This is a genomic window from Streptomyces sp. NPDC013157, from assembly GCF_042899865.1.
In the GTDB taxonomy this organism is placed as follows: domain Bacteria; phylum Actinomycetota; class Actinomycetes; order Streptomycetales; family Streptomycetaceae; genus Streptomyces.
Window position 1 is genome coordinate 314,938 of sequence record NZ_JBIBAK010000008.1, and the last position, 23,306, is coordinate 338,243.

The 23,306-nt window shown below is 70.8% G+C and carries 18 protein-coding genes and 1 pseudogene; 13 read left to right on the top strand and 6 right to left on the bottom strand.

The genetic code is table 11. The features are described 5' to 3' along the window. The first annotated feature begins 11 nt into the window (after positions 1 to 11). Positions 12 to 1,685: an esterase-like activity of phytase family protein gene (locus ACFY6U_RS25000; RefSeq protein WP_390041583.1), complete on the top strand. Its 1,674-nt coding sequence runs from the start codon at positions 12 to 14 to the stop codon at positions 1,683 to 1,685. A 135-nt stretch (positions 1,686 to 1,820) separates the two neighbouring features. Here the strand turns inward: ACFY6U_RS25000 and ACFY6U_RS25005 are convergent, their stop codons facing one another. After that, positions 1,821 to 2,801, bottom strand: a complete 981-nt coding sequence (locus tag ACFY6U_RS25005; RefSeq protein WP_390041779.1) for a D-cysteine desulfhydrase family protein — start codon at positions 2,799 to 2,801, stop codon at positions 1,821 to 1,823. 107 nt (positions 2,802 to 2,908) lie between these two features. Here ACFY6U_RS25005 and ACFY6U_RS25010 point away from each other — a divergent pair. After that, positions 2,909 to 3,082, top strand: a pseudogene (locus ACFY6U_RS25010) (FCD domain-containing protein); the annotation flags it as partial. Between the two features lie 80 nt (positions 3,083 to 3,162). On the opposite strand, the gene folE reads toward ACFY6U_RS25010, so the two are convergent. The 3 genes from folE to ACFY6U_RS25025 all read right to left on the bottom strand — a co-directional run bounded on the left by folE (position 3,163) and on the right by ACFY6U_RS25025 (position 6,724). Further along, positions 3,163 to 3,768, bottom strand: a complete 606-nt coding sequence (folE, locus tag ACFY6U_RS25015; protein ID WP_390041585.1) for a GTP cyclohydrolase I FolE — start codon at positions 3,766 to 3,768, stop codon at positions 3,163 to 3,165. A gap of 152 nt (positions 3,769 to 3,920) precedes the next feature. Then, positions 3,921 to 5,267, bottom strand: a complete 1,347-nt coding sequence (locus ACFY6U_RS25020; protein ID WP_390041587.1) for an aminomethyl transferase family protein — start codon at positions 5,265 to 5,267, stop codon at positions 3,921 to 3,923. Between the two features lie 497 nt (positions 5,268 to 5,764). Beyond that, positions 5,765 to 6,724, bottom strand: a complete 960-nt coding sequence (locus ACFY6U_RS25025; protein ID WP_390041589.1) for a LacI family DNA-binding transcriptional regulator — start codon at positions 6,722 to 6,724, stop codon at positions 5,765 to 5,767. Between the two features lie 208 nt (positions 6,725 to 6,932). Here ACFY6U_RS25025 and folP point away from each other — a divergent pair, with 208 nt between their 5' ends. The 6 genes from folP to ACFY6U_RS25055 all read left to right on the top strand — a co-directional run bounded on the left by folP (position 6,933) and on the right by ACFY6U_RS25055 (position 13,496). Beyond that, on the top strand, positions 6,933 to 7,898 hold the full coding sequence (folP, locus tag ACFY6U_RS25030; RefSeq protein WP_390041781.1) for a dihydropteroate synthase: 966 nt from the start codon (positions 6,933 to 6,935) through the stop codon (positions 7,896 to 7,898). A gap of 100 nt (positions 7,899 to 7,998) precedes the next feature. Beyond that, positions 7,999 to 9,345, top strand: coding sequence for an aminomethyl transferase family protein (locus tag ACFY6U_RS25035; RefSeq protein WP_390041591.1), 1,347 nt, complete (start codon positions 7,999 to 8,001; stop codon positions 9,343 to 9,345). Between the two features lie 134 nt (positions 9,346 to 9,479). After that, on the top strand, positions 9,480 to 10,352 hold the full coding sequence (locus ACFY6U_RS25040) for a methylenetetrahydrofolate reductase (protein ID WP_390041593.1): 873 nt from the start codon (positions 9,480 to 9,482) through the stop codon (positions 10,350 to 10,352). After that, complete coding sequence (gene purU, locus ACFY6U_RS25045; RefSeq protein WP_390041595.1) at positions 10,349 to 11,257, top strand: formyltetrahydrofolate deformylase; 909 nt, start codon at positions 10,349 to 10,351, stop codon at positions 11,255 to 11,257. Before ACFY6U_RS25040 ends, purU begins: the two co-directional genes overlap by 4 nt. A 239-nt stretch (positions 11,258 to 11,496) precedes the next feature. Beyond that, the gene (locus tag ACFY6U_RS25050) at positions 11,497 to 12,360 is read left to right on the top strand and encodes a bifunctional 5,10-methylenetetrahydrofolate dehydrogenase/5,10-methenyltetrahydrofolate cyclohydrolase (RefSeq protein WP_390041596.1); all 864 of its coding nucleotides are present in this window, start codon (positions 11,497 to 11,499) and stop codon (positions 12,358 to 12,360) included. A 77-nt stretch (positions 12,361 to 12,437) separates the two neighbouring features. Continuing rightward, positions 12,438 to 13,496: a chorismate-binding protein gene (locus ACFY6U_RS25055; RefSeq protein ID WP_390041598.1), complete on the top strand. Its 1,059-nt coding sequence runs from the start codon at positions 12,438 to 12,440 to the stop codon at positions 13,494 to 13,496. 32 nt (positions 13,497 to 13,528) lie between these two features. Here the strand turns inward: ACFY6U_RS25055 and ACFY6U_RS25060 are convergent, their stop codons facing one another. Together ACFY6U_RS25060 and ACFY6U_RS25065 are read right to left on the bottom strand one after the other, a co-directional pair. Continuing rightward, positions 13,529 to 14,653, bottom strand: a complete 1,125-nt coding sequence (locus tag ACFY6U_RS25060; RefSeq protein ID WP_390041599.1) for a cobalamin-independent methionine synthase II family protein — start codon at positions 14,651 to 14,653, stop codon at positions 13,529 to 13,531. A 116-nt stretch (positions 14,654 to 14,769) separates the two neighbouring features. After that, on the bottom strand, positions 14,770 to 15,405 hold the full coding sequence (locus ACFY6U_RS25065; RefSeq protein WP_390041601.1) for a TetR/AcrR family transcriptional regulator C-terminal domain-containing protein: 636 nt from the start codon (positions 15,403 to 15,405) through the stop codon (positions 14,770 to 14,772). A gap of 718 nt (positions 15,406 to 16,123) precedes the next feature. Between ACFY6U_RS25065 and ACFY6U_RS25070 the strand changes: the two genes are divergently transcribed. The 5 genes from ACFY6U_RS25070 (at position 16,124) to ACFY6U_RS25090 (ending at position 23,298) form a co-directional block, all read left to right on the top strand. Next, entirely contained in the window at positions 16,124 to 17,362 is a 1,239-nt protein-coding gene (locus ACFY6U_RS25070) for an NAD-binding protein (RefSeq protein WP_390041603.1), read from the top strand. Positions 17,363 to 17,508: 146 nt separating this feature from the next. Beyond that, positions 17,509 to 18,435 carry a LacI family DNA-binding transcriptional regulator gene (locus ACFY6U_RS25075; RefSeq protein WP_390041605.1) on the top strand — a complete coding sequence of 309 codons (927 nt, stop codon included), beginning with the start codon at positions 17,509 to 17,511 and terminating at the stop codon, positions 18,433 to 18,435. A gap of 376 nt (positions 18,436 to 18,811) precedes the next feature. Further along, a complete protein-coding gene (locus tag ACFY6U_RS25080) occupies positions 18,812 to 20,173 on the top strand; it encodes an aminomethyl transferase family protein (protein ID WP_390041607.1) in 1,362 nt (453 codons plus the stop codon). Positions 20,174 to 20,245: 72 nt separating this feature from the next. Continuing rightward, entirely contained in the window at positions 20,246 to 21,229 is a 984-nt protein-coding gene (locus ACFY6U_RS25085; RefSeq protein WP_390041609.1) for a LysR family transcriptional regulator, read from the top strand. 113 nt (positions 21,230 to 21,342) lie between these two features. Then, complete coding sequence (locus ACFY6U_RS25090) at positions 21,343 to 23,298, top strand: PAS domain S-box protein (protein WP_390041610.1); 1,956 nt, start codon at positions 21,343 to 21,345, stop codon at positions 23,296 to 23,298. The last annotated feature ends 8 nt before the right edge of the window (positions 23,299 to 23,306 follow it).

The following is a 23,306-nucleotide window of genomic DNA, read 5'->3' on the forward strand; positions in this document are numbered from 1 at the left end:
AGTTCATGGACATGACCTCAAGATCTCGCTTGCGCAAGCGCACCCGGTTCGGCACAGCGATCCTTGTCACCGCCGCCGTGACGGGCACGGGCACGGTCGTGGCCCAGGCCCACGGCCGGCTGTCGGCCCCGACGCACGACTTCGACGCGGTCGCCGACTCCTTCTCCGGCCACGACAAGGTGACGGGCGACGTGCTGCGCAACGACTCGGGCGCGACCGCGGTCGTGCGGCACACCGCCCCGTCCCACGGCACGGCGACGGTCAACGCGGACGGCACGTTCACGTACACGCCGGACTCCGGCTTCAAGGGCACGGACACCTTCACGTACACGGCGACCGACGCCGTCCAGCTGTTCAAGGACACGCGGCGCAACGGCGACCCGCTGCCCTCGCTCGCGACGGTCGCCGGACCGGGCGGCACCACCACCCGGATCTCCGGCGAGGGCTACGGCTCCGCGCTCGCCCCGGTGCCGGGCAAGCAGGGCCGCTTCTACGGCCTCACCGACCGTGGTCCGAACGCCGACGCCCCGGACGGCAACAAGTCCGAGATACTCACCGGCTTCACCCCGCAGATCGGTGAGTTCAAGCTGGACAAGGGCAGGGCCGAGCTGGTCAGGAAGGTCACCCTGAAGGGGCCGAAGAGCCTTGGCGGCGTGCCGTACAGCGGCCGTCCGCCGCACGACACGAGCGAGGTGATCGACGACGTCGCCGCGACGAACGCCAACGGCGGCACTCCCGTGCCCGTCGCCCGGGACCCCTACGGCTACGACTCCGAGGGCCTGGTGGCGCTGCCCGACGGCACGTTCTGGGTCTCGGACGAGTACGGCCCGTACCTCACGCACTTCGACGCGAACGGCTACGAACTGGGCCGGCTGACCCCGTACAAGGACAGCCCGGACAACCGGTACCACAAGATCGTCGGCTACCTGCCGGCCGAACTGGCCAACCGCCTGAAGAACAAGGGCATGGAAGGCCTGACGGTCACGCCGGACGGCTCGACCCTGGTGGGCGTCATGCAGGCCGCGCTGCAGCAGCCGGACCTCGGCGGCACCAAGGCGTCGAACCTCCCGCCCACCCGCATCGTCACCGTCGATCTGCGCACGTTCAAGACCAGGCAGTACCTGTACCTGCTGGACGACCCGGCCACCACCGGTGACGCCAACAGTGAGATCACGGCGCTGTCCGACACGAAGTTCGTCATCGACGAACGGGACGGCAACGTCGAGCCGTTCGCCCAGAAGTCCCTCTACGAGGTCGACATCAACGGCGCGACCGACGTCAGCGGGCTGACGATCGGCGGCAAGTCGCCCGAGGCGTTCGTCGGCAAGGTCGGCACCAATGCCGCTCTCACCGCGCTCACCGGTGCCGGTGTCCAGGTCGCGCAGAAGCAGCCGTACGTCAATGTCGGGACGCTGGTGAGCCAGCTCGACCCCAGCGGGAAGTTCTTCGCGCACGACAAGGTCGAGGGCGTCGCCACCACGGACGCCGGCAAGACGCTGTACCTGTCCAACGACGACGACTTCGGCATCGACACCGTCGCCGTCGACCCCGACGGCACATGGACCGTCCACCAGAAGGTGCTGCCGGCCACGGGCCAGACCGACAACGGCGAGATCCTGAAGGTCGACACCACCAGGCTGCCGGCCGTGCTCAAGACCGTCACGGTCACGGTCCGCGTGAACTGACGCACTCCCTGCCCCGCCCCGGGACCGTCCACTCGCCGGACGGGCCCGGGGCCGGAAGCGGCGCCCCGAGAAGATCGCCGGACCGTCCCGGTGCCGGCGTGGCAGCGGTTCGCGGGCCGCCGCGGCGGCCGTCGGTCACACGGTGCGGTCCGCGAGAACCGCTGCGGCCCGTCGTAGCGCCTCCTGGTGACCGAAGAGCCCGGGGAGTCCTCCGGTGTGGACGAAGACGGTGCGCTCACCCGGACGGATGTCCCCCGCGCGCACGGCCGCGACCAGACCGGCCATGGCCCGCCCCGTGTAGACGGGATCCAGCACGATCCCCTCGGTCCTGGCGGCGAGCAGGACCGCCTCCGCGACCGGTTCGGTGAGGTGGGAGTACCCGGCGCCGACCTGGTCGAGCCGCAGCCGTGGCCGCCGCGGCGCGGGGGAGGGCGCGTACAGGTCCGCCAGGAGCAGGTCGAGTGTGTGACCCGGATCCGCCACGGCCCCGCAGTGCACGCCCAGGACGCGGTCCTCGCCCAGGGCACGCACCAGCCCGGCCATCGTGCCACCGCTGCCCAGCGCGACCACGGCCGTGGCCAGGTCGGGAGCCTGGGCGAGGAGTTCATGCCCGCCGTCGACATAGCCGAGTGCCCCGACGGGACTCGATCCACCGAAGGGAATGAGCGCCGGAGCCGCGTCCTGGTCGCGCAGCTCCCCGACGACACGGTCGAGGACGGCCGCGAGTCCGGCCCCGTCCACCGCGCCGGCCCACACGACCCTCGCGCCGAGGAGGCCGTCGAGGGCCAGGTTGCCCGCGGCCGTGCCGGTGGGCTCGCCCGCGAGGACGAGTACGACGTCCAGGCCGAGCCGGGCTCCGGCCGCCGCCGTGAGACGGGCATGGTTGCTCTGCGGCGCACCGCTGGTGACAAGGGTGCGCGCACCCTCGGCGAGGGCCTGTCCGCAGGTCCACTCGAGCTTGCGGACCTTGTTCCCGCCGCCGCCCAGCCCGATCAGGTCGTCCCGCTTGATCCACAGGTCGTCCGGCCCGAGTCCCAGGGCCTGCGCGAGCCGCGGGGCGGGTTCGAGCGGAGTCGGCCAGGAGGCCAGGGTGACCTTGCGGTACCCCTCGCGCATCGCGTCCATACGACGGTCCTTCCTCTCCGCGCCCGCCTGCCGGTCCCGCATTCACCTCAGGGTAGGGTCGCGGCCCGAGCTCGCGCGGCCTGCCGGTCGTCCGAAACCTGCGCGACGCCGATGAAACCGTGGAGCGGGACGATCGGGAGCGGTACGCGGAGTTGGTCCAGGAGTTCCACCACCTGCTCATCGTCGGCTCCGACAACAGCAGGCTGCAGGCGCCCCACCAGATACTGATGAACCAGCTCGCGTACTCCCGGTTGGTGAACACCTCACTGAGGCGGCCCGGCCGTGCCCTCCAGCCGGCCGCGACACGAGGCCGGGCGCGGCGGGCGCCCGACGCCGGAATGCCTCCGAGCGGTCAGCGTGCGAGGATCAGGCTCATCGCCTCAGCGCGCGTTGCCGGCCTGCGCAGTTGTCCACGCACGGCTGACGTCGTCGTCCGCGCGCCGGGCTTGCGGATGCCACGGGCCGACATGCACATGTGCTCCGCTTCGACGACCACGATCGCGCCGCGCGCGTGGAGCAGGCGCATCAAGGCATCGGCGATCTGCCCGGTGAGCCGTTCCTGGATCTGCAGGCGGCGCGTGTAGACGTCCACCAGGCGGGCCAGTTTGGACAGTCCGGTGACCCTGCCGTCCTCGGCGGGGATGTAGCCGACATGGGCCGTACCGCGGAACGGCAGCAGATGGTGCTCACAGAGGCTGACGATCTCTATGTCCTTGACCAGCACCATCTCGTCGTGGCTGAGCTCGAAGGTCGTGGTCAGGACGTCCTCGGGCTCCTGCCGCATCCCCGCGAGGAGTTCTCGGTACGCCTGTGCCACGCGGGCGGGTGTCGCGCGCAGCCCTTCGCGATCCGGGTCCTCGCCCACGGCGAGCAGCAGTTCGCGAACGGCGTTCTCGGCCCGCCGGGCATCGAATCCGCCCGTACGAGCGCCGATGCGGGGCATTACGAGGTCGGTCATGGGCATCTCGTCTCCGGGGCGGGGTCCGCGACACCGGACAGCCTGTCTCAGGATGTCGCGGACCCGTGTGCGGGGACGGATCACCGTGCCGGCCGAGCAGCCTCTGCCTGGTGATCCGCCCCGTTGTTGACGGCCTGGGGGTGAAAGGTGGGTCAGTGCTTGTCGCCGGCGAAGGGCCGGCGGGAGACGGTGGCGCGGATCTTCGTCTGGGAGTGACGCTCGACTGTGGGGTTGGCGGAGCCGCCGTTCGGTTCGCCCCATACCAGCTCGACTTCCTGGCCGTAGGTGAGTGCGTCCTCGTCGATCATGCAGACGGAGATCCAGCCGCGGACGTTGGCGGTGTAGCTGCACAGGGTCGACACACCGATGAGACGGCCGTCGCGTTCGATGCGGTCGAAGTGCGAGGCCGCGTAGAAGGCCGCGGGCATCTCGATGTGCTTGAAACGACGCTCGCCCTGCTCGTACTGGCTGGCGAAGATCCGGGCGACGTCGTCGCGGTGCCAGGACAACCACGCCTTCTTGCGGTGCTTCTGGCCACGCTTCGACTCCAGGGCCTCCCGGCCGATGAAGTCGTGGTCGAACTTGAGGATATGGCCGTAGCCGAGATCCCAGGGAGTCACGTAGTAGTCCTCGACCCGGTCCGAGACGAAGCTGCCGCCGAGGGAGAGGTTGGCCTCGAAGCTCCTCGCGTTCACCCACTCGCGATAGGGCTTCATCGTCTCGCCGGAGTAGACCGCGGGGACGGTGTTGGCGATCCAGCCCGACTCCGTCGCCACCGACGCGTAGGCGCGGCCGCCGACCTGGCGGACCCCGAAGGACTCGCCGGCCTCCAGGATGGTGTCGCGGACGTCGTCGATGTGCTCGTAGGGGCCGAAGAACTCCAGGCCGGGGAAGCCGGACATACGGTGGTTGAGGGCGGTGACCTCGTGCTTACCGATATGGAACTTCCCCATCGAGAAGAACGGGATGTCGGGCATGGGGCCGCCGTTGACCTCCTCGAAGATGGCCGCCGCATACGGGCCCTGGAGCTGGAGACGGAAGAACTCCCGGCCGTTCGGGTTCTGCGCGGTGCGCTCGTCGCGGCGCAGGGTGACGTCGTAGCCGCCGGTCTCGGCATGGAACTGGACCCAGTTCAGCGCCGGCGGCCGTCCGACGAGCCGGACCAGGTTGTCGGCCAGGCAGAAGAGGATGCAGTCGCCGATCATGTAGCCGTCGTAGTTGACGGCGACGAACTGCTTCGCCTTCATCGGTCCGAAACCGGCGAAGGTGTTGGCGCCGACGTCCGAGAGCAGCCGGTAACAGTCCGGGCCCTCGACCGTCAGGTCGGTCATGTGGTGGGACAGGTCCATCAGCGCCGCCGAGGTGCGCCACGACTCCTGCTCGTCACGCCAGTTGGTGAACTCGGCCCTGATCGGGAAGGGGTAGGCGCCGGAGCGGCCGCTGCGCATGAGGGCCAGCGGGCCTCCGGCGGCCTGGATCTGGTCTTCGAGGTGTGCCATCGGGTTCTCCATGTCGTCGCGCGATGTGCGGGATGGGCGGCAGGGGCGGCGGCCGTCGCCGTGCGAAGCGACCGGCGGGTGAGGGCGCCTGGTGTCCTCAACGAACTGGCGCGGGGGGCGTCCGACCGTGATCACGTCGGCCCACGCGGGGCCCGTCGGCGAGGTGCCCACGTCAACGTGGAACCGTACGGTACGGTACGCCTTCGGGGCGTCACAAGGTGCACACCGAGATCCGAGCGCCGCCTCCGGCAGGGCTTTCTGCCCCCTGAGCTGCCCAGATGCCAGAGACTGCTCCCGGTGCAGGCTTACCTTGCGCTCCGTGGAGGGGTCCGCCCTTCACAGCCGTGATCCCTGTCCGGGTGCCGTGCGGCATCGCGGCACCGCCGGACACGAGGCGGGCAACCTCGCCGGCCCTGTGCGTCATCCCGGCGCCGCTTGTGTCGCGGCCGATGTGTGCGTGGCCCCGGACGGCGCCGGGTCACGGTGCCGGGCGGCGGTCAGACGGACTGGCGCGTGACGACCCGGGCGGGCGGCGGGCGGAGGCCACCGGTTTCGAGGCCCAGGGCAAGGCGGGCGCTGAGCCGTCCATGGGCCTCGGCGTCAATGCTGACCGTGGTCAGCGCGGGACTGGAGTAGGCGCCGAACCCGTTGTCGTCGAAGCCGATGACGGCGAGGTCGTGCGGTACGTCGCGGCCGAGGTCACGCAGGGCCAGGAGCACGCGCAGCGCGACATCGTCGTTGAACCCCGCCACGGCGGTGACCTCAGGTGCTCCGGCGAGGAACGTCTCGACGGCTTCGGCGCATGCGGTCCGGTCCCGCGGGGCGACGAAGGTGACCGGGACGGGGATGTCCATGTTCAACGCGGCATGTCCGGTGAACTTCAGCCGGGCCGCGGTCAGCGGGGCCTGGATGTCCGGCAGCGCAACGGCGACATGGGTGTGGCCGTGCTCCACCAGATGACGGAGCTGCAGCGCGGAGTGGGCGGCGAGCCCGCCGCGCCAGCCGCCTCCGAGGTCATGGAGTTCGTCGCCGGTCAGATACGTCTCACCGAAGCGAATGACCGCGCGGGGCGCGATGGCGTCGAGCACCTGCCGGGTGGACCGCGGCGTGTGGTGGCCGTGGCGGACGAGCAGGACATGGTCGTGGGCGCCGAGTTCGGCATCGAGACCGCGGACATAACTCTGGGAGTAGTTGCCCTCCATGCCCGTGTCGATGTTCAGGACGACGACGCGCGAGGCTCCCTCTCTCAGGGCCTTGGCGACGCCGTGCGGTACGTAACCGAGATCGCGGGCGGCCTGCTGGACGCGGTCGCGCGTCGCGGCGGAGATCGTCTGGCGCGGGTCGTCGTTGAGGACGAAGCTGACGGTGGCACGTGAGACGCCGCTGGCCGCGGCCACGTCCTTCAGCGTCACTCTTCCGGAAGCGCCCATCACCCCTGCTCCGATGCGGTCCTGCACACCGCATCCTCCTCCGGGCCGGCGCGACCGCCATTCTAGGGACCCGCCCGTCACGCGGGCGGCCACCGCAGGGCCCGGCACCTTCCGCAGCAGAACAACTAGATCGATTTAGCAAACTCATGTAACCTGGCCGTCATATCGATTCAGCAGCACCCCGTCCGCAGGTCCCCGATCCTCGGACCGAGGAGGTTCCCGAGCTGTGATGGAGATGGAATCCCCTGTCGCGCCGCGACCGGCGTACGAAGTCCCCGATGGTCTTCCGCGGCCCGGCAGGTGCCTCGTGATGGGGATACTGAACGTGACGCCTGACTCGTTCTCCGACGGCGGTCTCCACGCCGGCACACGGCGCGCGGTTCGGCACGGCATGCGGATGGCCCGCGAAGGTGCCGACCTCGTGGACGTGGGCGGGGAGTCGACGCGTCCGGGAGCCGGGCCGGTCCCGGTGGCCGAAGAGCTGTCCCGGGTCGTGCCGGTGGTGGGGGGACTGGCGCGCGCCGGGGTGTCCGTCAGCGTGGACACCATGCATGCCGAGGTCGCGTACGCCGCCGTGGCGGCGGGGGCATGCCTGGTCAACGACGTCAGCGGCGGCCTTGCGGACCCGGCCATGGCGGCCGCCGTCGCCGAGCTGGGCGTCCCCTACGTGGTGACGCACTGGCGGGCGCCGAGCCGCGAGATGGACCGTCACGCGATCTACCGTGACGTCGTGTCCGAGGTCGTCTCGGAGCTTCTCGGGCGCATCGACGCGCTTGCCGCGGCGGGGGTGGATCCGGGGCGCGTCATCGTCGATCCCGGCCTCGGCTTCGCCAAGCATGCCGACCATGACTGGCGGCTGCTCGCGGAGCTGCGCACCTTGCGGGCCGCGGGCTTCCCGGTGCTCGTGGGTGCGTCCAGGAAGCGCTTCATCGGCGCCGCGCTGCGCGGATGCGCGGACGGCGGGTCCTTGCCCCGTGCCAGGGACGCCGCGACCGCCGCCGTTTCCGCGCTCGCGGCGGCCGCCGGAGCGGCATGCGTGCGGGTTCACGATGTGCGCTCCAGTCTCCACGCGGTCTGCATGGCCGCTGCCTGGGCCGGCGGAGGCCGCACGCTGCCGCCCGGAGTCACCCGCCGGACGCCCGGTGACAAATCCGCCTCCTGGGCCTCGCCGGAGACGGCGGTCTCTGCTAACTTGCGCTAGATCGATTTAGTTACCCAGTCGACCCTGCCTGGATGAGCCGCGGTCTGTCCGTCGCTAGATCGATCTAGTCCCTCTCGGAAACCATGAAAGAAGGAGCCGCATGGCAATCCCCAGCCTCCAGGACGGCATCGACAAGGCCGGTTCGCCCGTCGAACTGCTGTGGAAGCCCGGTGCCGAGCCGTGGACCCCGGAAGTCGTCGCCCGCGAGTACCGCGGCTGGCGGCAGGAGCAGACGGCCTGGCACGAGGGCGTCGCGCTGCTGAACCTGTCGCACCACATGTACGACCTGTGGATCGAGGGCCCGGACGCCACCCGGCTCCTCGCCGACCACGGCGCCAACAACTTCGAGAAGTTCGCCGTCGGCCAGGCCAAGCAGTACGTGCCGGTGACCCGCCACGGTCACATCGTCACCGACGGCATCCTCGCCCGGGAGGCCGAGAACGCCTACCTGCTCAGCGGCATCCCGGCGGCCCAGCACTGGGTGCAGTACCACGCGGAGAAGGGCGGCTACGACGTCGCCTTCGAGACCGACGCCTCCAGTGCCTTCCGGCCGGGCGGCGGCGACCCGAAACTGTTCCGCTACCAGATCCAGGGCCCACAGGCGCTCGACCTCATCGAGAAGGTCTTCGGCGCTCCGGTCCCGGAGACCAAGTTCTTCCATTCCACGGCGGTCACCTTGGACGGCCGCGCCTTCAAGGCGCTGCGCCACGGCATGGCCGGCCAGGCCGGCTACGAGTTCATCGGCCCCTGGGAACACGCCGCCCACGTGCACGAAGCGTTCCTCAGGGCCGGGGAGCCGCTCGGCCTGATCCAGGTCGGTGCTCTGGCGTACGCGACGCCGAGCGTGGAGAGCGGATGGATCCCCTCGCCGGTTCCCGGGATCTACTCCGACCCCGACCTTGCGGAGTACCGCAAGTGGCTTCCGCTGTTCGGCATCGAGGGCAAGCGTCCGCTGAACGGCAGCTACTTCTCCGGGAACATCGAGGACTACTACGTGTCCCCGTACGAGCTGGGCTACGGGAAGATGATCCACTTCGGTCACGACTTCCTGGGCCGCGACGCCCTGCTGAAGGCCAGGGAGGACACGGGCCTGCGCCAGAAGGTGACGCTGGTCTTCGATCCGGACGACGTGCGCCGGGTGCTGGGCGGGGGAGCGGACCCGGGTTTCGTGCTCAGCTACGCCCGCCACCGGGTGGAGACCTCCGCGGGTCTGGTCGGCGTCACCATGCAGACGGCGTCCATCGACCCGGTCGGCACCCTCCTGTCGCAGACGCTGATCGACGCCGCGCACGCCGAGCCCGGCACCGAGGTCGAGGTGGTCTGGGGCGAGCACCCCGGTACTGGTACCGACCCCGAGGCCGACCTCGGGTTCGCGCGCATCCGCGCCACGGTCCAGCCCAGCCCGTACGACCGCCACGCCCGCAGCGAATACCGCCGCAACGCCTGACGCGGAGCGGTGCCCCACGCGGTCCGGTCCGGCGCCCGACCGTGCGGCTGCCACCAGGACCCCCGGCCGACGCGGCCGCCGTCCCGGTGCCCCGCTGGGCCGGCCGGACCGCGTCCATGACGACTAGGAGCACGATGAGCCAGCTCAGCACGGCTTCCGCAGCGGTCAGCACATCGCTGCTGGAGGACTTCTCCCTGGAAATGACCGGCAAGGACGTGCCCAAACTGGAGGAGGCCAGCAGCCTCATCCCGCAGGGCACCCGGATCAACGTCACCTTCCTCGGCAACGAGAACCTGCGGATGCGGCTCGACGCCGCTCGCGCGGTCAAGAGGCTCGGCTTCGTGCCGGTCCCGCACTTCTCCGCCCGGCGGCTCGGCTCGCGTGCCGATTTCGAGCAGTTCCTCGGCGGACTCCAGGCCGACGGGACCGAAGCCGACGTCTTCGCCATCGGCGGTGACCCCATCCGTCCCGAGGGGCCCTACGAGGACTCTCTCGCCCTGATCGAGTCCGGCCTGTTCCGGGACCACGGCGTACGGCACGTCGGCATCAGCGGCTACCCGGAGGGCCACCCCGCCATCAGCGGGGAGAAGTTGTGGGCGGCGCTCCGCGACAAGAGCGCGGCCATAGCCGCTCAGGGCCTGGACGGCAGCATCATCACCCAGTTCGGTTTCGACGTCGATCCGGTCCTCGCCTGGGTCGAGCGGGTCCGCGACGAGGGCATCGCCCTGCCGATCCGTATCGGCGTCCCCGGCCCGGCCGGGGTACGTCGGCTCATGGGCTACGCGGCCCGGTTCGGCGTCGGGACCAGCGCCTCCATCGCCAGGAAGTACGGGCTGTCGATCACCAACCTGATGGGCACCGCAGGACCTGACAAGTTCCTGCACGCCCTCGCCGAAGGCCATGACCCGGAGCGGCACGGCACCGTGAAGATCCACTTCTATACGTTCGGCGGGCTCAAGGCCACCTCCGAATGGATCAACCAGTTCAGGAAGGAACCTCTCGCATGACGATCACGCAGACCGCGCCCACCGGCACCGCCAAGACGGGCAAGGAGACGGACCACCGAGCCTCGCTGATCGTCCAGGGCGCCGACGCCACCGGGATCGTCGCGGCGGTGACCTCGGTGCTCAGCAAGCACGGTGCGAACATCGTCTCCCTCGACCAGTACTCCGACAACCCGCAGGGCGGCGCCTTCTTCCAGCGCACCGTCTTCACCCTCCCCGGTCTCCAGGCCGTTCTGCCCGCGCTGCGCACCGACCTGGACGAGCGGCTCGCGCAGGAGTTCGGGCTGACCTACACCCTGCGCGACATGTCGGCGCCCAAGCGCGTCGCGATCTTCGCCTCCAAGTCCGACCACTGCCTGCTCGACCTGCTCTGGCGACACCGGCAGGGCCAACTCCCGGTCAGCATCCCCATGGTGGTCTCCAACCATCCCGATCTGGCCGAGGAGGTGCGCTCGTTCGGGATTCCCTTCTTCCACGTCCCGTGCCAGGGGGCGGACAAGTCGGCGGCCGAGGCCGAACACCTGCGCCTGCTCAAGGACAACGTCGACTTCGTCGTCCTGGCCCGCTACATGCAGATCCTGTCCGGCGACTTCATCGAGAAGGCAGGAGTGCCGATCATCAACATCCACCACTCCTTCCTGCCGGCCTTCATCGGCGCCGGACCGTACGCCAAGGCCAAGCAACGGGGCGTGAAGCTGGTGGGGGCCACCGCGCACTACGTCACCGAGGACCTCGACGAGGGCCCGATCATCGAACAGGACGTGGTCCGCGTCACCCACGCCCACACCGCCACCGACCTCACCCGCCGCGGCGCCGACGTGGAACGCGCGGTGCTCTCCCGTGCCGTGCTGTGGCACGCCGAGGACCGGGTGATCCGCGACGGCAACCACACCATCGTCTTCGCCTGAATCACCGTTCACTCGTACCCCCGACAGGGAAACCCGCCCGGAACAGGGACAGGTGGTCTTGTCGTGCGCCGGAACAGGCCGTCGGGCGGCGGACGCGGCGGACTACCGCACGGTCCGCCGCGGTGCTCGCCGCTGCCCCGACCCCCGGCGCCGTACACCGTGGCGGCACCCGCCGCGGTCCCCGCACGCAGTCCTCTCCACCGGGCGAATCGTTCGCTGACAGAAAGCGGTTCGCCACCATGACACACACGATCAAGGGCACGGAGATCGCCCGCAGCATACGGACCCGGGTCGCCGAGCGCGTGGCCGCGGCCGCGGCCACCGGACGGGTCCCGGGACTCGCCACCATCCTGGTCGGTGACGACGCCGCCAGCGCCGTGTACGTCGCCGCCAAACGCCGCGCCATCCGCGAAGCCGGCATGCGCGACGTCCACCGCCATCTACCGCGCCATGCCACGCAGGCCGAGGTGGCGGCGGTCATCGACGAACTGGCCGCCGACCCGGACGTCTCGGGCATCCTCCTCCAACTGCCGCTGCCCGCGCAGCTCGATGCCGCGCCTCTGACCGACCGTATCCCCGTCACCAAGGACGTCGACGGCCTGACCACGGCCAGCGCCGGCCGACTGGCCCGGGGCGAACGCGGGCTGCGCCCGTGCACGCCCAGTGGCGTCATCGAGCTCCTCGACGCCGAGGGCGTCGAACTCAAGGGTGCCTGCGTCGCCGTGGTCGGCTGGGGTGAACTCGTGGGCCGTCCCCTGAGCCAGTTGCTGCTGCGCCGTGGGGCGACGGTGACCGTCGCCCACGAATTCACCGCCGACCTCGCCGCCGTGACCCGTCCGGCCGATGTGGTCGTGGTCGCCACCGGCGTTCGCGGCCTGATCGGCCAGGAACACGTCAAGCCCGGCGCGACGGTCATCGACGTGGGCATCCACCGCACACCGGACGGTCTGACCGGCGACGTGCGTGCCGCGGAGCTGGACGGCATCGCCGGCCGCATCACCCCGGTTCCCGGGGGTGTGGGCCCGATGACCATAGCCATGCTCCTGGTCAACACACTCCAGGCCGCCGAATGGGGCGCCGAACGCGAGGCCGTCCCCGCGTAGTCGGTACCCGCCCGCGTGCCGCCGAGCGGCACGCGGGACCACCGAGCCGTTTTCTTGCGCACAGGAAGGCGCTGGACATGAAGGACCTTCCCTCGCTGGCCCGGTTCGGCGGCCGCGTCATGAGCGGACTCCTCGACGTCACCTCCGACCCGGGGGCACTCGACTCCGAGGGTCTGTGGGCCGTCGTGGCCGGTTTCGAGGGCAGGCTGACCTGCGCCCGCTTCCGCGACGTCCGGCCCCCGCCGCGGCCCGCGACTCCCGGAGCCCGCTGGCACGGGCCTGGACGGGCCCAGTGGACGACGTCGCTGGACCGGGCCGCGTACACCGCGGGTGTACGGCGCATTCGCGAGCACATCGCCGCCGGCGAGGTGTACCAGGCCAATCTGTGCCGTGTCCTGTCCGCCCCCGTCACCTCGAGCGCGGACATCGAAGCCCTGGCCGACCTGCTGGCCGCGCGCCACCGGGCGCCGTACGCAGGGATGGTCAGACTGCCGGGGCACGGCATCGAGGTGGCCTCGGCCTCCCCCGAGCTGTTCCTCCGGCGGACCGGGACGGTGATCGAGTCCGGTCCCATCAAGGGCACCGGACGCACCGAGGCCGACCTCCTGGACAAGGACCACGCCGAGAACGTCATGATCGTCGACCTGGTCCGCAACGATCTCGGCCGAGTCTGCGCCACGGGAAGTGTCACCGTCCCGGAACTCTGCGCCGTCGAGAAGCACCCGGGACTGGTGCACCTGGTCTCCACCGTCCGAGGAGAGCTGAAGGACGGCGCCGGCTGGGGGGACCTGCTGGCCGCCGCGTTTCCGCCGGGCTCGGTCACCGGCGCGCCGAAGACGAGCGCCCTGCGGATCATCGAGGCCCTGGAGACCGGGCCGCGCGGCCCGTACTGCGGTGGTGTCGGATGGGTCGACGCCGACCGCCGCACCGGCGAACTCGCCGTGGGCATACGGACGTTCTGGATCGACCGGGCACAGAGCCGGCTTCTCTTCGGGACCGGAGCGGGCATCACCTGGGGGTCGGATCCCGAACGGGAGTGGGAGGAGACCGAACTGAAGGCGGCCAAGCTCCTGGCCATCGCGTCCTCGGGGGCCCGACCCGTCGGTGGACCCGCCCGCCGACCCTCGGCGACCTGATCGCCGGTTCGAACGACGGCCTCGAAGACCTGTCAGCCCCACACCAGTCGGGCTGTCTCGGCCACCAGCTCCAGCTTGCGGCGCTGGTCGTCGACGGTCAGCGGATTCCCCTGACTCGTCGAGGCGAATCCGCACTGCGGGCTGAGGGCGAGCTGCTCGAGGGGAATGTACTGGGAGGCTTCGTCGATACGGCGGCGCAGCGCGTCGACCGACTCCAGCTCCGGCACCTTGGACGACACCAGCCCCAGCACCACGGTCTTGGCGGGGGGAACGAACCGCAGCGGCTCGAAACCACCGGAGCGCTCGGTGTCGTACTCGAGCAGAAAGCGGTCGACCTCCACCTCGCCGAAGACGCGTTCGGCGATGGGCTCGTAACCCCCCTGGGCGGACCAGGCGCTGCGCATGTTCCCGCGGCAGAAGTGCATGGCCACGGTCACCCGGGTCTGGTGGGAACGCGCCGTGCGGATCAGGGAGTTGTCGGTGTCGATGACATGGCTGAGATGACCGTCCAGGTCCTTCACCCGGCGCATCCGGGCGGCCTCGGGGTCGATGCCGGCCCAGTAGGCCAGGGAGTCGAGCTGGAGCCAGGTGACCCCGGAGCCGATCAGGTCGGCGATGTCCTGCCGGTAGATCCCGGCCAGCGCGGCGATTGCGTCCTCGCGGGCCGGATAGACGGCACGGGACACTTCCGGCCGCCAGCAGCCCGCCACCGTGGTGGGGCTCGCCATGGTGATCTTGTACGGTCCCGGGGAGTGCCCGGCCAGCCACTTCGCCTCGGTGAGCGACAGGGGCGTCCGCCGGTACAGCGGGCCGCCGATCGTGACCGGAGCGACCTCGCCCTCCAGTTCGGCGTCGTCGGCGTCGTCGGCGTCGCGGTGCCAGCGAGGGCGGGCCGAGGACTCCTCCGCGGGCACCAGGCCACCGACGGTCTCCACCACGGAGGCCATGAAGTCGTCGCGCCGCATCTCGCCGTCGGTGAACACCTGCATCCCGGCGTCCTGTTGCAACCTGAGCGCGGCGGCCGCGGCAGCGTCCTCCAGCTCACCGAGACGCTCCGGGGGCATCGTGCCGCGCCTGACCTCGGCACGCGCCGTCAGCAGTTCGGCGGGGCGCAGCATGCTTCCCACATGCTCGGCCCGGATGGTCGTCGTAGCCATGGGTCTGCCCTCCGTGCGGTGCCCGAGGTGCGCGCGCAGGCGGCCGCCGACGGTGGCAGCGACCGTACGGTACGGTACGGTACGGTCCAGGGGCAAGGGGCCGGCCGCGGGGGGCATCAGCCCCGGTCGTCGGCCCGAGGCCCCGACACCCCGCGGAGGAAGACCCGCACGGCCTCCACGATGGACGCGTGCACCTCGGCCTCCGTCAGCTTGTGCGGGGCGTCGGTGAGCAGCCTCATCTGGGCGTCGCCCAGCATGGCCTGGTAGAGCTGCGCCCCCGCGCGAACCGGATCCTCCACCTCGATCAGGCCGTCCTTGCACGCCTGCCGCAGGCCGCGCCCGAGCACCGCGTACCCCGCGGCCGGCCCGTGCTCGAAGAACACGTCCCCGATCCCCGGGATCCGTCCGGCCTCGGCGGTCACCAGCCGGTGCAGCGCAATGGCCTCCGGGGTGAGGACGATCGACGCGAAGTGCTCGCCCAGGGCCACCAGGGTGTCGGGGAGACTCCTGCCGCTCGGTGAGAAGGCGTGCAACGGACCCGACCACTCGTCGCAGAGCGATTCCACTGCGGCACGGAAGAGTGCGCTCTTGTCGGAGAAATGCCGGTAGATCGTCCCTTTCGACCCACCCACCACGGCCAGGACGTCGTCCATGGAGACGCCGCTGTAGCCGTGTACGACGAAGAGCTCGCCCGCTGCCCGCGCAATGAGTCGCCGTCGGTCCGTCGCGGTCATTCTCCGCTCGCTTGCCATGTCCTGGATGTTATGGGACGGCCGAGCCCGCTCCCTGCGGGTCGGGGCGGCCCGGCCCGCCGCCGGAAGGAACGCCGGTCCGGCGCCGCCGGCCGGCGGATCGCGGCGCAGGCCGACGTGGGAATGCTGGTCGTCACCCATCTCGGCCCGGCGACCCGGACGTGGTATCCGATGCGACCTGGCGCCGGGTGCGCAAGGACAGCGCACGCCGAGGCGGCTTCACCGGCTCGGCGCTCCTGGGAGGGGGAGGGCCTGCTGACTCTTCCCGTCGGAGGGTGAGTCCGGCGCGGTCGCGGCGCCTCCGGACCGGCATGGCCAACGGCGAGCGCCTGCTGATCGAGCGTCACGCCCTGGAGAGTCCGCCCATCCGCTCGCAACGTTAGCTTGCGCCCACAGCGCGTCCGTGCCGCTTAGTATCCCCCCACCGCAAGAGTGACCGAACACCCTCGCCCTCAACGACAGCCCGGCGCGTCGACGACGTGCGGACACCGTCGTCGGCACACCGACGCGGCTCACGGCCGGCGTGGCGAGGCCGACTCAAGCCCTCTTACGGCAGGAAGCCCGGAACGTGACCACGCACTCGCCAGGCCCCGGTCCCCACCACTACATCCTGATCGGTGAAACGCACGTGGCCAGTCGTGTGTGCGCCACGCTGCGCGCCGGCCCCCGGACGGTCGAACACCTTGCGCGGCCCGGTGACGAGGACCTTCGCACCGCGATGAGCACCCGGCCGCGAGGCGTGGCCGTGCTCCTGCACGACGACGTGGCAGCGCTGCGTTACGCCCTCGCCGTCGCCCACCTCTCGCCCGCCACTCCGCTGGTCGCCACGGTCTTCGACCGCACCGTGGCCGAGGAACTGCGGCGCCTGCTGCCGCAGTGCGACATCACGTCGCCGGCGGACCTGGTGGCGCCCGCGCTGGCCGGCCCGTCCCTGGACCCCGGGATCGTCTCGGTCCGACGGTACGGGGGCCAGGTCCGAGCGGTGCGTCAGAGGAAGGACGGCCTGTACGCCGAGGACTGGCAGGAGAGGCCACGGGCGCGATGGCGGAACCGGGCGGGCAGAGCCCTGAGCCAGTTGCGGCCGCACGACGGCGGCACCCGCCTGCTGGTCCTGGGGATGCTGGCCATGCTGGCGGTCCTGGCCGCTGACTGGGCCTGGCTCACCGGGCACGGCCGCCCCGCCGCAGAAGCGTTCTTCGACGCGGCGCGCGTCGTCTCGGGTGTCGGCCCCGCCGTGGCTCCGCCGGACGATGCGGAGTACCAGACCCTCGCGGCCCTCGCCATGCTCGGCACCGTCGCCTTCACCGCGCTGTTCACGGCCGGGGTCGTCGAACGGATGCTTGGTCCCCGGCTGATCGGCCTCATCGGGCCGCGTACCCTGCCGCGCACCGGCCACGTCGTCGTGGTCGGTATGGGCCAGGTGGGCATGCGCCTCTGTGTCGAGCTGCGACGCCTGGGCGTCCCCGTCGTCGGCGTCGAGCGCGACCCACAGGCATCCGCCGCGAGGCTTGCGCGCACTCTGGGGGTGCCGGTCATGACCGGGAACGGCGGTGACCGGCACGTACTGGAGCGGGTGCGCCTGAGGCACGCCCGCGCACTCGCCGCGGTCGGTTCCGACGACCTCGACAACATCGCCGTCGCCATCGCCGCGCACGGTGTCGCCCCTCAAGTCCGTGTTCTCATCAGGGCCGGCGAACACGAGGCCATCGCGGAGACCCGTTCGCTGCTCCCGATGGGAACGGTCCGAGACGTCACCGGGATGGCCGCCGCGTACGTCGTCGCTCGCCTCCTCGGCGAGCCGGTCGCCGGAGTGGTCGCCCACAGGGAACACATCTACCTGCACGACTCCGAGGGCTCCTTCAGGCGCAGCGAGTTGCCCGCCCGGGCCCGTTGCGGCCATCCGTCCGTGCCGCGCCAGGAAAGGGCATCGCCGCTCTTCCTCCCCTACCTGGGGTGAGACGAGGAAGAGGGAGAACGAGACGCCCCCGTCCGCAACGATCCCGTCCCGTAAGGTTGGCGGACAGCCGCTTCATCGTCCTGGCGGGCCGGCCCACCGGTGATCGCTCGGGCCGGTGTGCTCCGAGGAGAGGGAGTCCGTCCGACATGGCCCGTTCCGGCCGGGTGACGTTGACCGACGTGGCCAAGGCGTCCGGCGTGTCGCGGGCGACGGTGAGTTTCGTACTGAACGACGACCCACGGCAGACCATCTCCACCGCCACCCGCGAACGCGTCCTGGCGGCCGCCCGCGAGCTCGGGTATGTCCCGCACGGCATCGCCCGGGCATTGCGCGAGGGGGCGTCGCGCATCGTCGTGCTCAACGTCGACCAGGGGCTTGAGGGCAATTTCTCCCGGAGCTACGTCCTGGGCCTCGACGAGGAACTGGCCGCACACGACCACGTGCTTCTCGTACGGCACGGGCGTGCGGCGCCGGAGAACCTGCAGAGGATCCTCGACGCCATCGCCCCGCGAGCGGTCCTCCGGCTCGGTGAGGCCTACATGCAGGGCCACGAGCCCGACGACGAGGACTGGGAGCGCGGATTCGCCTTCAACGCCGGCCTGCAGATCGGCTACCTCGCGGAACGCGGGCACAGCCACATCGCCATGGCCATGCCCGATCATGACTTCCCGCTGACCGAGGCACGTCTCGGATTCGCCCGGGAGGCAGCCCGGCGTCTGGGGCTGCCGTCCCTGAGGCGTTTCGTCGTACCGCGGCCGCGGAGGGCCGGCGAGGCCGCGGTGGCGGCGGCACTGGCGGCGCACCCGGAAGTGACCGCGCTCGCCGCGTTCGACGACGACATCGCGCTGCGCAGCCTCACGGCCCTGCGTGATCTCGGACGTCAGGTGCCCGACGACGTGGCCGTGATCGGCTTCGACGAGACGGAGTACGGCTCCTTGTCCACTCCCGCCCTCACCACCGTCCGTATCGACGCCGAGGTCCTCGGGCGGATCGCGGCGCGAGAGGCCCTCGGGCTGGACACCGGGGACCTGGCCCCGGTACCCGGCCGGGTCGTGGTGCGCGCGTCGGCATGAGGCCGTGCGGTCGCCGGGGCCGCATGCCGGCAAAACCGTGCGCGAGGCCGGATGCCGTCGACCGGGCGCGCCGTGGTCCGGAGCCGGGCGCCTTCGGAGGCACAGGCCCGCCGCATGCTCTGCGCCGATCGGAAAAACTGATCTCCGTCAGGACCTTCGCCGATGCCGGACGCGTCTGCTACCGTCCCACTTAACCGATCTAGTTGCTTCTTCGTTATGGACGAACGAAGAGGCCACGCACGATTCGAGCGGCTTCGAGAGCTCGTCGTACGCCCCCGCCCGCCCGCGCCGGACCGTTCCGTGCGACCTGGGCTGCGGCCGGTGCGACCGGGCTGGGTCGGTGAACGTCAGAAGCGCCCGCGAGCAGGAGAACGTCATGGGTACAGCCGGCATCCAGCGCACCACGTACGACGCGGTCCAGCGGTCGAAGGGCGCCCCCTTCGTCACTCGGCGGCCGGCGTACTTCAGCCCCGCCGCGGCGGCCCAGGACGAGAGCAACGCCCGTGGGGGCTTCGGTGAGTTCGCGCAGACGCTCCTGCCCCTCGAGTACACGGACTGGACCGAGGAGAGCGCCGCGCATGTGCACGCGTGCTACATCGGAGACTGGTCCAGCCTGCACAAGGTCGTCGTCAGGGGGCCGCAGGCGCTGGACTTCCTCGCCTGGCTGGGGATGCGGGACCTGTCCCGCTTCGAGCACGGTCGGATCAAGCATCATGTCCAGCTCGACGGCCACGGGTGGGTGGCCTCCGAGGGGATCCTGTGCCGCCTGTCCGAGGAGGAATTCCTGTACACGGCCGGCAGCGGGGACTGGCTGATGTGGCAGCTCGGCGAGGGCGGCTGGGACGCCGAGTTCGAGGATGTCAGCCCCGAGCGGTTCATCTTCGGTGTCCAGGGTCCGGCGTCCCTGGCGACGCTGGAGAAGCTGACCGGCGAAAGCCTGCGGGACATCGGTTTCAGCCGGAGCCGCATGTCGCGGCTCGCCGGAGTCCCGGTGCGGCTCCTGCGTACGGGGATCTCGGGTGAACTCGGTTACGAGATCCACGGTCCCGCCGAACAGGCCAACGAGATCTGGTCGGCAACCGTGGAGACCGGACGTCAGTTCGGGATCAGTCAACTCGGCCTGAGGTCCCAGCCGGTGCAGCACATCGAGGCCGGTATCGCGACGAACGGTCTCGACTACCTCCCCGCCTCGATCCTCACCCCCGGGGCGCCCACCCAGTTCCGGACCGGCAGGCCCGGCGGCAGCTACGTGCCGGAGAACGGCATCACGGACTACTTCCGCAAGCCCGCCGAGCTCGGCTGGGGCTTCCGCAAGGGAGTGCCCGGCCGGGACTTCCTCGGGCGGGACGCGCTGGTCGCGGACGCGGCCGGCGGGGAACCCCGGCGGATCCTGGTGGGACTGCACTGGAACACGGCGGACGTCGTCGGCATCCTCGCCGCCTCTCTGGGCGAGGGCGACCTGCCCGACCCCATGGAGCTTCCGCGCGGCCGCGGCCCCGTCTTCGACCAGGTTCTCGTGGACGGACTTCCGGTGGGCGTCTCCACGGGGCGGACCGTCAGCGTGAATCTCCGGTCGACCATCTCGCTGTGCGTGATCGACGAGAGCCGTGCGGCACCCGGAACCGACGTCGTCGTGGTGTGGGGCAGGCCCGGTACGGCGCAGCGCGAGGTCAGGGCAACCGTGACGGCGCTTCCCTTCAAGCCCGACCGGCGGCGAACCGACACATCCGCGTTGTGAGGTGAAGGCAGGCAGGCGGGCGGATCCGGATCGGCGGTTCGGGCCGACGCCCAGGCCGAGGGGAGGAACGCCATGGACCGCATTCTCCTGATGAACAGTTTCGTGACCGTCGCGCAGGCGGGCAGCTTCAGCCAGGCCGCCCGAACCCTCAGGTCCTCGGGATCGCTCGTCTCGCGCCATGTCGCGGAGCTGGAGCGGCAGGTCGGTGTCCGGCTCGTCAACAGGACGGCCCGTTCGGTCAGCCTCACCGAGGCCGGAGTGCGCTACGCCGAGTTCGCGACCCGCATCCTCAAGGAGATCGAGGCCGAGGACGCCGGCATCGCGTGCGTCCACGACCGTGCCGAGGGGAACCTCGCCGTCGTCTCACCCGAGTGGATCGGCAGCCTGGACCTCGGTGACGCGATCGCCGCCTTCGCCACCGCCCATCCCAGGATCTCGGTACGGTTCGAACTGGGCGCCCTGTCCGACCGCACCTACGAATTCCTGGACACCGGCTTCGACGTCGCCCTGCACACCCGAGATCTGCGGGACTCCGGCGTTCGCCTCAAGAAGATCACCTCGTTGCCCTTCGTGCTCTGCGCGTCGAAGGAGTACATCGACAGGCACGGGGCGCTCGCCCACCCGAACGACCTGTCGGCACATGACTGCCTCGTGCACGTCAACGAGCCCGTGTGGCGGCTCGGGCACGGAGCCACCTCGACACTGCACAAGATCCGTAACGTCGCGTACTCGTCCAACTCCTACCTCGCGCTGCAGAAGGCCGCCGTGCACGGCCGGGGCATCGCCCTCCTTCCGGAGGGGCCGGCCCACGACGACCTGATGTCCGGCAAGCTGCTGGCAGTGCTTCCCGGACGTACGGTGCCCGACCGGCCGCTCTACGCCGTCTACGGGCCCGGGCAGCCCGTCCCCCGCAAGATCACCGTGTTCCTCGACTTCCTCGCCCGCTGGTACAAGGACCGGCCACGGGACGGCCGGCCTGCACCGCGTTCGACACGGCCGTGCGCGCTCGGCGGCCTCGTTGCTTCCGTGTCCTCTCACGGAACCGTGCCGCAGTGAGCCCCGACGGACAGGTTCGGCCGGACGGCGGACAGTAAGCGACATGCCACCACGGTCGAAGTCCTGTTGCGCTGAGATGGCCTGATTCATCGCAACCGGCGGGAGGGGGCGGCATGGGCACGTTTGCCGAGTCGGGTCTGGCTTGTTCGGCGACCGGAGCGGACCGGGGGGCCTGCCGGTGTGGCGAGGCCGTCGGAACGGACGGGCCGAAGGCCGCCGAAGAAAGGTTCCGCGGCCTGCTGGAGGCGGCACCCGACGCCATGGTGATCGTGGACGACACCGGAACCATCCGACTCGTCAACGCCCAGACCGAGGCCCTCTTCGGTTACGGCCGCGAGGAACTCCTCGACCGTCCGGTCGAGTTGCTGATGCCGCACCGGTTCCGCGGCCACCACACGGTGCACCGCGACGGGTACGCCGCCAACCGCCAGGTCCGCCCGATGGGCGCGGGGCTCGACCTGCACGGGCTGCGCAAGGACGGCACCGAGTTCCCCGTCGAGATCAGCCTCAGCCCGCTGGAGACCGCGGACGGACTGCTGGTCTCCGCCGCCGTCCGCGACGTCAGCGACCGCAAGGCGGCCGAGGCCCGCATCAACGAACTCGCCGCGCTCGTGGAGTCGTCCCAGGACGCGATCCTCGCGAAGACCCTCGACGGCTACATCACCTACTGGAACGCGGCCGCCCAGCGGCTGTACGGCTACACGGCAGAGGAGGTCATAGGCCGGCACGTGTCGCTGCTCTCCCCGCCCGAACTGCGCGGCGAGATCAGAGCGCTCCTGGAGCGGCTGCTGCACGGCGAGAAGGTCGAGCACTTCGAGACGCTCCGGATGACCAAGGGCGGCGGTCTCCTCGACGTGGACGTCACCCTCTGGCCGACCCGCGACACCGACGGCACGGTCGTCGGGGCGTGCGCCATCGTGCGGGACATCAGCGACCGCAAGCGTGCGGAGGCCGAACTGACCGCGCTGTACGAGCAGCAGCGGCACATCGCGCTCACCCTGCAGCGCAGCCTCATGGGCACGCCGCCCGCGATCCCGGGGCTGGCCACCACGAGCCGCTACCGGCCGGCCACGCAGGGCGCGGGCGTGGGCGGCGACTGGTTCGACCTGATACCGCTGGGCGCCGGCCGGGTCGGCGTCCTCATCGGGGACGTGATGGGCCGCGGCCTCGAAGCCGCCGCGGTGATGGGCCAGTTGCGGTCGGCCGCGCACGCGCTGGCCAAGACCGGTATGCAGCCCCGGCAGCTGATGCAGGCCCTCGACACCTGCGTCCAGGACCTCGACGTACCGGACCAGCTGGTGACCTGCTGCTACCTCACCATCGCCCCGGACGCGGGCACGGTGACCGTCTGCTCCGCCGGTCATCTCCCGACCCTGGTGGCCACCCCCGGCGGCTCCGTCAGCAGACTTCCGGCGCAGGTCAACGCCCCGCTCGGGGTGGGTGACATCCTCTACGAGCAGTCCTCGACGTCCGTACCGCCCGGCGCCACCCTCATCCTCTACACCGACGGCCTGGTCGAGACGCCCGGCAGCGACATCGAGGTCAGGATCGCCGAACTCACCTCGGTACTGGGCGGGTTCTTCACCGCCCCACCGAGTCTGGAGACCGCCGCCGACCACGTCCTGGCCCGGCTGCTGCCGGAGGCCGACAGCCATGACGACGACGTGACGCTCCTGTTCGCCCAACTGCCGGCCGCACCCCCGGCGGCCGCCACGACCGACCTTCCGGCCGTCGCCTCCTCCGTGCCCGAGGGCCGCGCTTTCCTCAGCAAGGCGCTGCTCTCCTGGGACTGCACGGGCCCGGCGGACGAGGCCCTCCTGCTGCTGTCCGAGACCCTCACCAATGCCGTGCAGCACGCCGAGGGTCCCATCGGACTGCACCTGTGCCGCACCGCCACGGACCTCACCGTCGAGGTCAGCGACCGCAGCCCACACCTGCCCCAGCCCCGCAACGCGGCCGGGGACGAGGAGTCGGGCCGCGGCCTGTTCCTGGTCCGCACCCTCGCGGACACCTGGGGCGTGCGTCCCACCGACGAGGGCAAGACGACCTGGTTCACGCTGCGGCTGTGACGCGGCGC

Excerpts from the sequence above, each read along its gene's own strand:
- ACFY6U_RS25000 (WP_390041583.1), top strand. The coding sequence starts at position 12 with ATGACCTCAAGATCTCGCTTGCGCAAGCGCACCCGGTTCGGCACAGCG.
- ACFY6U_RS25005 (WP_390041779.1), bottom strand. The coding sequence starts at position 2,801 with ATGCGCGAGGGGTACCGCAAGGTCACCCTGGCCTCCTGGCCGACTCCG.
- folE (WP_390041585.1), bottom strand. The coding sequence starts at position 3,768 with ATGACCGACCTCGTAATGCCCCGCATCGGCGCTCGTACGGGCGGATTC.
- ACFY6U_RS25020 (WP_390041587.1), bottom strand. The coding sequence starts at position 5,267 with ATGGCACACCTCGAAGACCAGATCCAGGCCGCCGGAGGCCCGCTGGCC.
- folP (WP_390041781.1), top strand. The coding sequence starts at position 6,933 with ATGGAATCCCCTGTCGCGCCGCGACCGGCGTACGAAGTCCCCGATGGT.
- ACFY6U_RS25035 (WP_390041591.1), top strand. The coding sequence starts at position 7,999 with ATGGCAATCCCCAGCCTCCAGGACGGCATCGACAAGGCCGGTTCGCCC.
- ACFY6U_RS25040 (WP_390041593.1), top strand. The coding sequence starts at position 9,480 with ATGAGCCAGCTCAGCACGGCTTCCGCAGCGGTCAGCACATCGCTGCTG.
- purU (WP_390041595.1), top strand. The coding sequence starts at position 10,349 with ATGACGATCACGCAGACCGCGCCCACCGGCACCGCCAAGACGGGCAAG.
- ACFY6U_RS25050 (WP_390041596.1), top strand. The coding sequence starts at position 11,497 with ATGACACACACGATCAAGGGCACGGAGATCGCCCGCAGCATACGGACC.
- ACFY6U_RS25055 (WP_390041598.1), top strand. The coding sequence starts at position 12,438 with ATGAAGGACCTTCCCTCGCTGGCCCGGTTCGGCGGCCGCGTCATGAGC.
- ACFY6U_RS25060 (WP_390041599.1), bottom strand. The coding sequence starts at position 14,653 with ATGGCTACGACGACCATCCGGGCCGAGCATGTGGGAAGCATGCTGCGC.
- ACFY6U_RS25065 (WP_390041601.1), bottom strand. The coding sequence starts at position 15,405 with ATGGCAAGCGAGCGGAGAATGACCGCGACGGACCGACGGCGACTCATT.
- ACFY6U_RS25070 (WP_390041603.1), top strand. The coding sequence starts at position 16,124 with ATGAGCACCCGGCCGCGAGGCGTGGCCGTGCTCCTGCACGACGACGTG.
- ACFY6U_RS25075 (WP_390041605.1), top strand. The coding sequence starts at position 17,509 with ATGGCCCGTTCCGGCCGGGTGACGTTGACCGACGTGGCCAAGGCGTCC.
- ACFY6U_RS25080 (WP_390041607.1), top strand. The coding sequence starts at position 18,812 with ATGGGTACAGCCGGCATCCAGCGCACCACGTACGACGCGGTCCAGCGG.
- ACFY6U_RS25085 (WP_390041609.1), top strand. The coding sequence starts at position 20,246 with ATGGACCGCATTCTCCTGATGAACAGTTTCGTGACCGTCGCGCAGGCG.
- ACFY6U_RS25090 (WP_390041610.1), top strand. The coding sequence starts at position 21,343 with ATGGGCACGTTTGCCGAGTCGGGTCTGGCTTGTTCGGCGACCGGAGCG.